The 12,530-nt window shown below is 61.9% G+C and carries 13 protein-coding genes; 2 read left to right on the top strand and 11 right to left on the bottom strand.

Features of this window, described 5'->3' with window-relative positions:
* Positions 1-70 precede the first annotated feature (70 nt).
* Genes otnK through AC0NIE_RS12295 form a run of 4 tightly spaced genes read right to left on the bottom strand, consistent with a single transcriptional unit; the run spans position 71 to position 4,471 of the window.
* Positions 71-1,348 carry a 3-oxo-tetronate kinase gene (otnK, locus tag AC0NIE_RS12280; protein WP_473489044.1) on the bottom strand — a complete coding sequence of 426 codons (1,278 nt, stop codon included), beginning with the start codon at positions 1,346-1,348 and terminating at the stop codon, positions 71-73.
* On the bottom strand, positions 1,345-2,163 hold the full coding sequence (gene otnI, locus AC0NIE_RS12285) for a 2-oxo-tetronate isomerase (RefSeq protein WP_473489043.1): 819 nt from the start codon (positions 2,161-2,163) through the stop codon (positions 1,345-1,347). Before otnI ends, otnK begins: the two co-directional genes overlap by 4 nt.
* Before the next feature lie 19 nt (positions 2,164-2,182).
* Positions 2,183-3,127, bottom strand: coding sequence for an L-threonate dehydrogenase (gene ltnD / locus AC0NIE_RS12290; protein WP_473489042.1), 945 nt, complete (start codon positions 3,125-3,127; stop codon positions 2,183-2,185).
* 30 nt (positions 3,128-3,157) lie between these two features.
* Positions 3,158-4,471 carry an MFS transporter gene (locus AC0NIE_RS12295; protein WP_473489041.1) on the bottom strand — a complete coding sequence of 438 codons (1,314 nt, stop codon included), beginning with the start codon at positions 4,469-4,471 and terminating at the stop codon, positions 3,158-3,160.
* A gap of 214 nt (positions 4,472-4,685) precedes the next feature.
* Here AC0NIE_RS12295 and AC0NIE_RS12300 point away from each other — a divergent pair, with 214 nt between their 5' ends.
* Together AC0NIE_RS12300 and otnC are read left to right on the top strand one after the other, a co-directional pair.
* Positions 4,686-5,702 carry a LacI family DNA-binding transcriptional regulator gene (locus AC0NIE_RS12300; RefSeq protein WP_473489040.1) on the top strand — a complete coding sequence of 339 codons (1,017 nt, stop codon included), beginning with the start codon at positions 4,686-4,688 and terminating at the stop codon, positions 5,700-5,702.
* Entirely contained in the window at positions 5,699-6,364 is a 666-nt protein-coding gene (gene otnC / locus AC0NIE_RS12305) for a 3-oxo-tetronate 4-phosphate decarboxylase (RefSeq protein WP_123148408.1), read from the top strand. Before AC0NIE_RS12300 ends, otnC begins: the two co-directional genes overlap by 4 nt.
* A 7-nt stretch (positions 6,365-6,371) precedes the next feature.
* On the opposite strand, the gene AC0NIE_RS12310 is transcribed toward otnC, so the two are convergent.
* From AC0NIE_RS12310 to AC0NIE_RS12340, 7 genes are all read right to left on the bottom strand, one after another.
* Entirely contained in the window at positions 6,372-7,061 is a 690-nt protein-coding gene (locus AC0NIE_RS12310) for a hypothetical protein (RefSeq protein WP_473489039.1), read from the bottom strand.
* A gap of 376 nt (positions 7,062-7,437) precedes the next feature.
* The gene (locus AC0NIE_RS12315) at positions 7,438-8,748 is read right to left on the bottom strand and encodes a hemolysin family protein (RefSeq protein WP_473489038.1); all 1,311 of its coding nucleotides are present in this window, start codon (positions 8,746-8,748) and stop codon (positions 7,438-7,440) included.
* Positions 8,749-8,849: 101 nt separating this feature from the next.
* On the bottom strand, positions 8,850-8,996 hold the full coding sequence (locus AC0NIE_RS12320; RefSeq protein ID WP_473489036.1) for a hypothetical protein: 147 nt from the start codon (positions 8,994-8,996) through the stop codon (positions 8,850-8,852).
* A gap of 32 nt (positions 8,997-9,028) precedes the next feature.
* The gene (locus AC0NIE_RS12325) at positions 9,029-9,736 is read right to left on the bottom strand and encodes an LssY C-terminal domain-containing protein (RefSeq protein WP_473489035.1); all 708 of its coding nucleotides are present in this window, start codon (positions 9,734-9,736) and stop codon (positions 9,029-9,031) included.
* 89 nt (positions 9,737-9,825) lie between these two features.
* Complete coding sequence (locus tag AC0NIE_RS12330; RefSeq protein WP_473489034.1) at positions 9,826-10,626, bottom strand: extensin-like domain-containing protein; 801 nt, start codon at positions 10,624-10,626, stop codon at positions 9,826-9,828.
* Positions 10,627-10,827: 201 nt separating this feature from the next.
* Positions 10,828-11,796, bottom strand: coding sequence for an extensin-like domain-containing protein (locus tag AC0NIE_RS12335; RefSeq protein ID WP_473489033.1), 969 nt, complete (start codon positions 11,794-11,796; stop codon positions 10,828-10,830).
* A 125-nt stretch (positions 11,797-11,921) separates the two neighbouring features.
* Positions 11,922-12,347: a DUF3775 domain-containing protein gene (locus AC0NIE_RS12340; RefSeq protein ID WP_095491539.1), complete on the bottom strand. Its 426-nt coding sequence runs from the start codon at positions 12,345-12,347 to the stop codon at positions 11,922-11,924.
* Between the last annotated feature and the right edge of the window lie 183 nt (positions 12,348-12,530).

Here is a 12,530-nt window from a genome sequence, read left to right on the forward strand (position 1 = left end):
GAACGTCCTCTATCGCTTGCCGCAAAACGAAAGCGGTCCGGCCGCTATCGGCCCAGAGCCGCCACGGCGCTTACGCCATAATGGCCAAAGCGTCCGCGAAGAAGCTTTCGCCGCCGAAATTTCCAGATTTAAGAGCCAACACCATGTCGCCGTGGCGACTTCCGATACTGTGCAAGACGGGCACGCCCGCAACGATTTCCTGCCCGAGTCCAAATGCGGGAATTGCAAGCCGGTCGACCACCGCGCCGGATGTCTCTCCGCCCGCGACGATCAGCCGGCGCACGCCCCGTTCCACCAGGCCTTCGGCAATCGCCGCGAGGGAGCGTTCAATGACCTGGCCGACCGCGTCGCGTCCGTAGCGGGTTTGCAGCCTTGATACATCATCCGGATTCGAGCTGCTGGCGATGATGACGGGAGTCCGGGCCATCCGCTCGGCCGCCCAATCGAGGGCAAGCTGGGCCTCCTCCCGCCCGTTCATAAGCTTTTCCGGATCGAGCCGCAGGACGGGCATTGTCTGCTCGGCTTTGGCGATCTGTTTCAAGGTCGCCTGTGAGCAGCTTCCGGCAAGAATAGCTGCTGGTCCTGCGACCGGCTTGCCGTAAACAGCGGTCCTCTCGTGGCGACGTACGGTGCCCGCTGCGATCAGGCCGCGGGCAAGACCTAATCCCAAACCGGAGGCTCCGATCGACAATCGCTGGCGAAGCGCCGCCGCGCCAATTGCTTCGAGGTCGCTCTCGAACACGGCATCGGTGATGGCCGCTCCGTCCCCATCGGAGGCCAGCCGTGCCAGCCGCTCGACGATCGCCTCGGCGCCGCGCGCAACAATTGCGAGATCGACGAGTCCAACCGCTGCAGCACTCTGCCGAGCCAGAACGCGGACCAGGTTGGCATCGTGCATGGGGTTGAGCGGATGATCCTTAAGGGGGCTTTCGTTGAGCGGCGCCGCACCGACGAACAAATTGCCCTGATAAACGGTGCGACCGGTCTGCGGAAAGGCCGGCGTCACCAGCACCGTTGTTTCACCGACACCGGCGCGCAAGGAATCGAGCACCGGGCCGATATTGCCCTTGTCGGTCGAATCGAAGGTGGAACAGATCTTGTACATGACATGATCGGCGCCGCGCTCGCGCAGCCAGCGATCAGAGGCACGGGCACGTTCGACCGCCTCAGATGCGGCGATCGACCGGATCTTCAGCGAAACGACGATCGCATCGACTTCGGGCAAAGCCAGGTCGTCCGTGGGAATTCCGATGGTCTGGATCGTACGCAGACCCTCTTTGGCCAGCGTGTTCGCCAGGTCCGAGGCACCGGTGTAGTCGTCCGCGATGCAGCCGAGCGAGAGCGTCATGGTAGAACTCCACGCTTGGCACCGGAAATTGGTCGCTGGCGCTCGCCGGTATAGCGAGCGAGCCAGCTGAGCCCGTCGAGCGTTTTGCTGCTCGGCCGGTATTCGCAGCCGACAAAGCCGGCATATCCTAGCCGGTCCAACTCGTCGAAAATGAAGTGATCATTGAGTTCTCCGGTCGCCGGTTCATGCCGCGAAGGCACGCTGGCGATCTGGATGTGACCAATGAGCGGCATCATCCGCCGAAGCGCCATGGTGACGTCACCATGCATGATCTGGCGATGGTAGACGTCGAATTGCAACTTGAGATTGGGTAGCGCCAGATCGCCGACAAGAGCTTCTGCGAAGCCGAAGTCGTTGAGGAAGTAACCCGGCATGTCACGGCTGTTGATCGGCTCGATCAGGAGATCGATGCCTCGATCGGCGAGTTTTCCGGCCGTCCAGACGATGGCCTTCCGGTAGGCATCGACAGCTTCCTTGTCGTCGCGAGAGGCAATCCCCGACATGAGATGGAGGCGCTTGACGCCGGTCGCCTCTTCGTAAGAGAGCGCTGCTTCAACGCCGACCCGGAGCTCGTCGAACCGTCCCGGCAGGGAGGCCAGTCCACGCTCGCCGCCAGCCCAGTTACCGGGCGGCAGGTTGAACAGGACCTGGCATAGACTGTTCTTTGCGAGGCGTTCGGCGATCGCATCGGGTCTATGCTCGTAAGGGAAAAGGAACTCGACCGCTTCGAAGCCGGCATCGGCGGCGGCAGCGAACCGGTCGAGAAACGGCCATTCGTTGAACATCATGGTGAGATTGGCGGCGAAGCGGGGCATTGGCTGGGTCCGGTCCTGGTCAGGTTTGCGGTTCGCCGGGCAAGTCGGTGCCCGTGATCCTTGCGTAGAGGCGGGCGACCGAGGCATCGTCATCGCGCCCCATACCGGCCGCCGAGGTCATCAGGAACATCTGCAGCGCTGCGGCAGCCACCGGCACGGGGAACTTGGCGCTGCGCGCCATGTCCTGGACGATACCGAGATCCTTGACAAAAATGTCGACGGCGCTGCGAGGGGCATAGTCGCCGTCGAGCACGTGCGGAACGCGGTTCTCGAACATCCATGAATTGCCGGCCGAGGCGGTGATGACCTCATAGACCTTGCGAATATCGAGCCCTTGCCGAGCGGCAAAGGCGACGGCTTCGCTCGCTGCCGCGATATGCACACCGGCGAGCAACTGGTTTATCATCTTGAATGCCGCGCCGACGCCCGGTTCATCTCCAAGCTCATAAAGCTTGGCTGCCATTGCGTCGAGTGCGGGCCGCGCCTTGGCAAAGGCGGCAGCGCTGCCGGAGGCCAGCACGGTGAGGGCACCTTCCGCCGCGCGGACCGACCCACCACTGATCGGGGCGTCAAGATAGAGCCGTCCGGTGGTTTCCAGCCGGGCGGCCAGATTGCGTGCAACGTCAGGATCCATGGTGGCTGAGGAGACGAACACCGCGCCGCCTGGCAGGGTTTCGGCCACTCCATCGGCGCCAAAGAGGATCGCTTCGGTCTGCGCCGCATTGACGACGACGCAAACCACGACGTCCGCGGCTTGGGCGGCCTCGGCGGGGGTTTGTGCCCCCCGCCCGCCGTTGGCGACAAAGCGCGCCACCATCTGGTCGTTGACGTCGAAGCCGGTCACCTCGAACCCGGCGCGGCGAAGCGACGTCGCCATCCCGAACCCCATCGAACCGAGGCCGATAACCGCGACCCGCAGTGTGGCTGCAGCTGGGATATCCTTCTGCTCGTCGTTCATGGTCATAATGGAAACTCCTTGCATGAGGCGGTTCGGCTAGCGGTTGACCAGTTTGGGCGGGACTGTCAGCACCAGGATCGCGCCGACCACCAGGATTGCGGCCAGGGCGTACATGCCGACCTGGGTCGTGCCGGTCAGATCCTTGAGGTAGCCAACGAGATAGGGGCTGACGAAGCCGGCAAGATTTCCGACCGAATTGATGAGCGCAATACCAGCCGCAGCACCAGTTCCGCCGAGGAACGCTGTGGGCAGTGACCAGAACAGCGGCGCACAAGTGATCGCACCTGCTGCGGCCAGCGACAGAAAGGCAATTGCGATGGTGGGATCGGGCGAGGTGGCTGCGATCACGAAGCCGATGGCTCCAAAGAGAGCGGGAACCACCAGGTGCCAGCGGCGCTCGCGATATCTGTCGGCGCTGCGGCCAAAAAAGTTCATGGCGATCACAGCGCAGATAAACGGGATTGCGCTGATCAGTCCGATATTGAGGTTGCCGGCGACCCCCGTCGCCTTGACCAGCGTGGGCATCCAGAACGTCAATCCGTACTGGCCCATCACGAAGCAGAAATAGATGAGACACATCAGCCAGATCCGGGGATCGCGGAAAATGCCGGCGACGGAGTGTGAGCGTTCCTTGCCGCGCTCTTCTTGGGCGATCTCTCGCTCGATTGCCTGCTTCTCCGCTTCACTCAGCCACTTGGCGTGACGGATGCCGTTGTCAAGGAAGAAAAAGACTGCGATGCCAAGCAGGATTGCGGGAACCGCTTCGATCAGGAACATCCACTGCCAGCCGGCAAGGCCGTTGCTGCCATGGAACGAATCCATGATCCAGCCGGAAAGCGGATTGCCGAAAATCCCGGAGATGGGGATCGCGGACATGAATATCGCGATGATCTTGGCGCGCCGGTGCGAGGGATACCAATAGGTGAGGAAGAGGATGATGCCGGGGTAGAAACCAGCCTCGGCGACACCGAGCAGGAAGCGCAGCAGGTAGAACATCGGGGCAGATGCAGTGAACATGAAACCGGCCGAAATCAGGCCCCAGGTGATCATTATGCGGGCGATCCAGACACGTGCCCCTACTTTGTGCAGGATGACGTTGCTCGGGATCTCAAACAGGAAATAGCCGATGAAGAAGATGCCGGCGCCAAGGCCGTAGACGGTTTCACTGAAGGCAAGGTCGGTCGACATCTGCAGCTTGGCAAAGCCGACATTGACCCGATCGAGGTACGCAACGACATAGCACAACATCAGAAACGGCACGATGCGCCAGAAGACCTTGCCGTAGGCCTTCCTTTTGATGTCGTCTTCTGCTCCGGCCTCCGCCGGAAGCGTCGAGGTCTGTATCGTCATCTGTTTCCTCCCAAGTGTAAGGGGTGGTCCCTCAGGCCTCACGCGCCTCTGGCTGGATTTTGGCAGCGCTTGCATAATCCGATATACGAGAATGGCAGCGCTGCCAAACGAAAAGTGGCAGCGCTGCCAAAGTTTGTTGAGTGCGGCGCCTGAATGTGACAAAAGAAGCGTCAGAAACTAGCGTCGTACCGACGCATCGAGCCGAGAAACTGGAATGCAGAGCGAAGCAGAAGACGGTACGCAAACCGGCGCGATGATAACCCTCACCGACGTTGCGCGCGCGGCGGGCGTCGGCGAAAGCACTGCTTCGCGCGTGTTGCGCGGGCATGGTTCCTTCTCAACCAAGACACGCGAGAGTGTACTCACTGCCGCGCGGAGCCTCGGTTATGTGCCAAATCGGATCGCGGGAACCCTGGCCTCCATGGGGTCCAAGCTCGTCGGTGTTGTCATTCCTTCGCTAAGCAATATCGTCTTTCCGGATGTGCTGCGCGGCGCCAATACAGTACTGGTCGGAGCCGGCTTCCAACCTGTCGTCGCAGTGACAGACTACGATCCGGAGCGAGAGGAGAGCGTCATCGAGTCACTCCTCAGCTGGCGTCCAGCCGGGATGATGGTAGCGGGGCTCGAGCATACCGAGCGCACCGGCGCCATGCTGCGGAACGCCCGCATCAGAGTGGCCGAATTGCTCGATACCGATGGCGAGGGCATCGACATCGTCGTGGGCTTTTCCAACCGCAAGGCGGGCCGGGTGAGCGCTCGGCATTTGATATCGCGTGGCTATCGCTGCATCGGTTACGTTGGCCACGACCTCAGCCTGGACCTTCGCGCAGCCAAGCGCTTCGTAGCATTTCGCGCGGCCCTGGGCGAAGCCGGGCTCAGCGTCATCGGAGAAGAAATCATTCCTGCCGCATCCTCGATCGAAGCCGGGCGCGACGGGCTGGCTCGATTGCTGGAGCGTTGTCCCGATCTGGATGCGGTTTATTTCTCCAACGACGACATGGCGATCGGCGGCTATTTCCACTGTCTCGCCCACGGCATCACCATACCGGACCGGCTGGCGATCTTCGGCTACAACGGTCTCGATGTAGCCAGGAGTGCGCCGCAGCCACTTTCGACCATCCTGACGCCGCGCGTGACCGTCGGTGAGATCGGAGCACGGCTCGTCTGCTCCGACGGACCATCCGCAGTGGTCGATATCGGGTTCGAGCTGATTGAAGGAGCGACGACGTGACTGAAACCAAGCTGAGGGACGATATCTGCCGCTTCGGACGTTCGTTGTTCGAGCGCGGGCTGACGCCGGGATCATCAGGCAATATCAGCCTGCGGCTCGATGATGGCGGCTGGCTGGTCACACCCACCAATGCCTCGCTGGGATTCCTGGATCCTGGCCGAATTTCACGCCTTGATGCGCAAGGCCGGCTGACCTCTGGCGATGCGCCGACCAAGGAAATTCCGTTGCATACTGCGCTCTATCAGACGAGGGCAGAGGCGCGCGCCATCGTGCACCTGCACTCGACCCACGCAGTTGCCCTTTCCATGCTGCCGGAAATCGATCCTAAGGCGGTGCTGCCGCCGATGACGCCCTACTATCTGATGCGCGCCGGACAAACCGCGCTGGTGTCCTACCATCGGCCAGGCGACCCGGCGGTTGTCGCTGCGATCAAGGGCCTTGCCGGACGCTACTCCTCAGTGCTGCTGGCAAATCACGGTCCCGTCGTCGCGGGCGAAACGCTCGAGGCCGCAGTATTCGCTACCGAGGAGCTGGAAGAAACCGCAAGGCTCTATCTGCTTTTACGCGGCCTCAACCCCCGCTACCTGTCGCCGGAACAGGTCGCCGATTTGGTGCGGGTTTTCGGGATATCCTTGCCGGAGCAAGACGAGCACCACCATTAGCATAGCCTCAGCGCGTGCGTGACGTTATCTCACGGTATGAGAGTAGTGCGTAGATAAAGGTCAATGTCCCGGCAAGTTCGAGACCTTCTTCGATGTTCGCCAGAATGCGATAGCGCAAGGATTCCATACCTTCCGCCTCTGCAACGCTGCCGCCGACCATTTCAAACCCGACCGCTCCGCCAAGAAACAGCGCCGCCGAAACCGCCAACAGCACGGCGAGCGATGTCGGGAAAGAGCGGATGAATGGAACAAATGCAGCTAGCCCCACTAAGCTAAGAATGCCTGCCGGCGCTGCCCATGCAAAATACAGCAGGCCCGTATTGGTTGACCTCGCAGCCAACGCAGCGGATAGCTTCTCATGAAGGCCCGTGAATTCATCGAAAGAAAGAAGCAGGAACAGGAAGCCTAAGAAGTACCAATGCCAGGTGAACCGACTGCTACGGCCCGCCGCATCGTCTCCGCACTGAAATAGAAGACGGCTACAGAAAAAAAGCACCAGCACGGAGACCCAAGTGAACGCGCTCCGTTCCACATCGACATCAAGGAGCCATATTTTTCTCGAAAGGTCCGGCTCCTGTCCAGCGTACAAGCTTAAATCTTGTGCGAAACTTGCACAAAGAATCAGTAGAGATAATACTGTAACTAGGGCGAGTATCGGTCTCCATTCGCTGAACAGAAGCGGGGCTTCCTTTTCCACCCTTGCAATTGTCACAAAAGTGTCACATAAAGATTAGCAACTTGTCAACCATTGGCGTTCCAATGCGCAGCGACGGAAACAAGTTCGAGTCATTACTCGGCGCAGGCTTGCTTGCTCTCCTATTGGCGTTGGCCGGGCTCATCGTTTTCTACGAGGTCGAGGTGGTATTCCCGTTGGGGTGACGCGTTGCCAACGATGGCGCCGACCGCCGTCACGAAGGGCATAAGTGCCCTCTCGGCTCCTCCAGAAGCCGCTTGAACTGCTTGTTGTCCAAGAGCCCGCGCAACGTCCAGATGCAGGCTCTTTCAGTTGAGATCAGCGCTCGATCGAGGCGAAACGGACCGTTCCGTGGTGCCTCTTCACCTCGACACGCTTGTCACCGCACGATTTCGCGGTGACCGCCGGGCAGGCGGGTAGCGATGAGCTTGTCGATGCGGCGGCCGTCGAGGTCGACGACCTCGAAGCGCCAGCCCTGCGCATCCACGCATTCGCCGGTCGTCGGCAGATGGTGCATGTGCGACAGCACGTAACCGGCGACGGTCTCGTAGTCGCGGTTCTCGGGCAGGTCGATGCCGAGAACGTCCGCCATCTCGTCGGCCTGCATGTAGCCGGCGAGCAGCCATGAGCCGTCCTCGCGCTTGACGGCGTTTTCCTCATCACCGGCGTCGAGGTCCGCCCGGAAGACGCCGGTGATGGCTTCCAATATGTCCGCAGGGGTGACGATGCCTTCGAAATGGCCGTATTCGTCATGGACCAGCGCCATCGGCACGTTGGACTCCTTGAGTGTCGAAAGGACATCCAGCGCGTCGGCCTGGTCATGGACAATGGGAGCGGTGCGCACGTGCCGGCGCGGGTCGAGTGCGCGACCGCCAAGCATCGCGGCCAGCACGTCGCGGGTCTGGACGACGCCGATCATGGCGTCGACACTGCCATCGCCGGCTGGCAGGCGCGAATGCTGGGTCTCCATCAGGAGTTTGCGGATCGCCGTGTCGTCGGACTCCAGGTTGATCCAGTCGACCTCGGTGCGCGGCGTCATCACCGCGCGGACGGCGCGGTCGCCGAGCCGCATGACGCCGGCGATCATGCGCCGCTCGTCGGATTCGATGGTGCCGTGATGCTCGGCCTCGGCGACCAGCATCTTGATCTCCTCGTCGGTGACCTTCTCCTCGCTTTCACCGCGTTGGCCGAGCAGCCACAGCATAGCGCGGCCGGAAATGTCGAGCAGGAAGACCAGCGGCGCCGAGACGGTGGCGAGGATGATCATCGCCGGAGCAACCTTGGCGGCGACGCGTTCGGGATCGCGCAGCGCGATCTGCTTGGGCACCAGTTCGCCGATGACGAGTGAGAAGTAGGTGATGAGGGCGACGACGATGCCGACGCCGATCGGGTCGGCAAGGCTTTCGCGGACGCCGGCCGATGCCAGGAACACGGACAGCCGCTCGCCGAGCGTGGCGCCGGAAAAGGCGCCGGATAAAACACCGACCAGAGTGATGCCGATCTGCACCGACGACAGGAATTTGCCGGGATTGGAGCCGAGCGCCAAGGCGCGGCCGGCGCCCTTGACATCGCGGTCGATCATCGCCCTGAGGCGGGCCGGCCGTGACGAGACGATGGCAAGTTCGGACATTGCCAGAAGGCCGTTCACGCAGATGAGGGCGGCCACGATGGCGATTTCAGCATAGAGCATGCGGGGTCAATAGCATTGCGGCGCGGTCTTCGAAAATAGATCGCCATCATTTTTCATGCCGGTTTCATGCAGCATCCCATGGCGGCGACGAAAAATGATGATCAAGGCGTCGACGCGACGCCGACCTTTGGCGTCAGGCTGCGCGTCACCGGCCAGATGGCGTGCACGACGATGTCTTCGACGAGACACTCCGACAGGACCGTCTCGAGTTCGCTGCTCTGTTTCGACCAGGTGTCGCAGACGTTCAAGCATCTGGAGATAGAACCGTTTCGTCTTGCGCCTACGGCAACTGCAGCAGCACGCCCACTACCGCCTTGCCGTCGGTGAAATAGTGGTCGCCACCGCCATTGCGCCCGGTCTTTGTCGCGCCGATGCCTGCGATTTCGTCGGTCGAGATCAGCATGCCTGCGGCAGACAGGTCGCGGATCAGGAAATCGCGCTCGGCGTCGATGTCGGGAGCGATATGGTGAGTGATCGCGCCGGTGTCGTGGCTGAGGCCAACGCCGCGATCGAAGCTTGCCGACCCCAGCCAGAGCGGCCGGCCATCGTCTCCGGTCGCCTCGGTCTGCCAAAAGCGGACGTGATGACGCCGGTCGGCACTGTCGCCGACCGGCTTCTCGAAGGCCAGATCCTGTGCACGGCCTTCGAATAACAACCGGCTGACCGGCGCGTCGGGATAGGGCCGATCGAACAGCACGCTTTCGCCGATCTCAATGGCGGTCTTCAGCGTGAGGGCGTCGGCCGTGTCCCACCCGGCGACGGCGAAGGCGTGGACCAGCTCTTTTTTGGTGCCGACGAGGCCGACATTGATCGGGTCGCCCGCAATACCCTGCGGCGTGTGCGTCAGCATCGCGAAGCGCTGCGTACGGAAATTGCGGTCCCTCAGGGTCCAGAATTCCGGCGCGGCGAAATAGGCGAGCACGAGATAGCCGGCACAGAACGCCACCAGCCAGATCGTTGCGCGTCGTCGAAGGCTTCGTCGGCTCACGAGATACCACCCAGGCGATACGGCATCACCTTATATGGCGTCATTCTACGCGGCGGCGCAGACCTTGGGCAGTGGGCATGCGCTCGGGTTCAGCGGCAGGCGCGGTAGCCGTTCCTGCGGTTCTTGATGTCGAAATGGAAGTGGTTGCGGTGGTCGTAATTGTAGCCGGGGCCGAGCACAGTGGTGAAATACTGGCAGCCGTCAGCACGCACAGTGTTGAGGAAGCCGCGCGTGCGGAAGGCGAACAGGCCGGGCTTGCGCACGTCGATATCTTTGCCATTGCCGAGCTCGATGCTCATGACGTCCAGCGCGTTGCCCTTGCCGTGCTCCGACAGCACGCCTTCGCCGGCGATCCTGCGGCAGGAATAGCTCGATCCCTGGCGAATGGTCTTGACGCCGGAGAAATAACGCCAGCGGGCGGAGGGGACCAGTTCATTCCTGGTCCAGCCGGCGAAGGTGGCGGCCATGTCGCAGGTCAGCGTCGCGGCAGGCTTCATTCCGACGCTGCCGATGGCCGAGATCTTGACCGGATAGTCGATGCCGCACTGGCCTTCGCGGATCGGCGCAAGATCGGTGTAGACGACGCCCAGGCGTTTCAGTTCGTTGCGGCAGTCGACCTCGCTGGCCGGCATCTGTTCGGTCGGCGCCATCGGCTCGTCCATGCGCGGATAGGCGGCGGTCATGTATGGGTTGGACGGGACGAGGCGCTGCATCCCCGCGTAGTTCGGAACGGCCGATGTCTGGCTGCCGACATCGACGGCCGGTTCAAGCGAAAGCACGCTGCCGGTGGTGCAGGCCGAGATCGCTGTGATGGCAAGGCCGCCGGCAATCATGCGCGCGCGTCTGGTTTGCCGCACGGCGACGAACGCGGCGCGAATTATCCCGGCCATCGACAAGATCCCTGTCCCCAAGCCTGATCCCGATCAGGCTCTGTCTCATCGTTTGATCATGATCTTTCTCCGAAAACCGGATCCGGCTTTTCGGGATCATGATCAGACGAGACGGAGATTAACCGCCAAGAGTAAAGGAAAAATCAGCGGCCGCGTTTACGGCTGCGGCCAAATTGCGGCGCGCGGCGGTCTGGGACCATATCACTGGCAGAAGGTGCCGCCGTTGCGGCGCGGTGCGAGATCGAGATGGAGATGCAGTGAATGATCCGCATCGCTGCCCGGGCCGAGCACGGTCTTGAACGGTCCGCAGGCTGCCTTGCGTACTGCGTTCAGGAATTTCGCCTCCTTTTCCGGCGGCGCCGGGCCGATGTCGATCCTCCTGCCGTCCGAAAGCGTGAAGCTGGCGATGTCAAGCGCGTTGCCGAAGGCGTGCTCCGACAATTTCCCTCCGCCATTGCGTCGTCGGCAGACGAAGGCGGATGCCTGGCCGACCGACTTGAGATTGGCGCCGAGCTCGGCCTTGGCCGCCGGCTGGATGATATTCGCAGCGAAGCGCGCGGCGGCCTCGGCCATCTGGCAGTTCAGCTCGGCTTCGGGGTTGATATCCAATGACTTGCCCAGCGTCTTCAGCGCGATCGGATAGGGGATAGAGCAGCCGACCGCCGCATCGTGCTCGGCTTTGCGTTCCTCGAAGTCGACGCCCATCGACTTCAGCCGCCTGCGGCAGGCAAGTTCCTCGTCCGGCATTTTTTCCTGCGGGACAAAGGTCGAGCGCGGGTCGGGAGGGATCTCTTTCTGCTGCGCTTGCGCCGGCTTCTCCGGTGGTTTCGGGGCGGTGGCCGGCGGTTCCGCCTCGGCGGGCTTTTCGCTCGGCGTTGGAGCGATTGCCGGCGGCTCCGGCCGGGCTTCCTGATGCTGGTCCGACTTCTGCTGGTCCATTTTGTCGGTGGCGGGTTGATCAGCCTCTGGCGCATCCGCAGGGCGCGGCTCGGGGATCGGCACGTCGGCAGGTGCGGCTCCTTGCGCTGATTGCGAGCGATTGAGCTCCGGGACGGGCACGGTATCAGGCAATTCCGGAGCTTGGGCCAGGGCCGCTCCTGCCGACAGCATCGCCGCCGCCAAGGGCAGCGCCAATTTGGTCAATCCGGCCAATCTGGTCAATCCGGCCAATCTGATAAATCCGGCCATCTGATGAATAAGAGAGAGGTCAGCGCCGCCATTTGCCGTAAACGGCGGGCGAATGCGGAAGTTGCCTGAACGAGGGTTTTGGCCGATCACGAACGGTAACCGCCGCGTTACGCACCGATCGCTTCCAGCCCTTCCTCCAGCCAGTCGGCCAAGAGCGGCATGCCGAGCAGATATTTCGCCGTGCGCTTGTTGGCGCGCTCGCGCGCGGCCGTCAGCGCGTCCGCCCATTCCGAGGCGTCATAGTCACCGCGTCCGACCCAGGCGAGGGCGACGAGTTCGGCCGCCTCGTCGACATTGAGGTCGTTGATCAGTTCGCGCAGTTCTTCTTCGGTGAGGTCTTCGGAACTTTCCTCGACGAGACCGTCATGATGATGGTTGTCATGCGCCTCGCCATCGAGTTCTACCTCGTGCTCGGCGCCATCGGCATAGTCTTCGTTGACGGCAGCGCTCAACGCCTTCGCCTTGAGGATGAATAGGCGCACCGTGTCGGGACCGATCGAAAGCTCCCATTCCTTTTCAAGGCGCCGCTGCACTGGCCGTCTCCGCATACTCCGTTGCCGTTTGCTGGATGATAGCGAATTTGCAGCGCTCGTCACGTCATGTTCGGCGCTTCTATTTTCCGCTGGCGCGGATCGTTAAAAAAGCTTTCAGTGGCCATGACTTTTTTCCGGGATGAAATGGCTTTTGCCCGGCGTTTATCTTGCATTGTCATGCTT

The sequence above is a fragment of the Mesorhizobium sp. WSM4842 genome, assembly GCF_055901575.1.

Coding starts and splice junctions, on each gene's coding strand:
- otnK (WP_473489044.1), bottom strand. CDS start 1,348: ATGACGCTCTCGCTCGGCTGCATCGCGGACGACTACACCGGTGCCTCG.
- otnI (WP_473489043.1), bottom strand. CDS start 2,163: ATGCCCCGCTTCGCCGCCAATCTCACCATGATGTTCAACGAATGGCCG.
- ltnD (WP_473489042.1), bottom strand. CDS start 3,127: ATGACCATGAACGACGAGCAGAAGGATATCCCAGCTGCAGCCACACTG.
- AC0NIE_RS12295 (WP_473489041.1), bottom strand. CDS start 4,471: ATGACGATACAGACCTCGACGCTTCCGGCGGAGGCCGGAGCAGAAGAC.
- AC0NIE_RS12300 (WP_473489040.1), top strand. CDS start 4,686: ATGCAGAGCGAAGCAGAAGACGGTACGCAAACCGGCGCGATGATAACC.
- AC0NIE_RS12315 (WP_473489038.1), bottom strand. CDS start 8,748: ATGCTCTATGCTGAAATCGCCATCGTGGCCGCCCTCATCTGCGTGAAC.
- AC0NIE_RS12330 (WP_473489034.1), bottom strand. CDS start 10,626: ATGGCCGGGATAATTCGCGCCGCGTTCGTCGCCGTGCGGCAAACCAGA.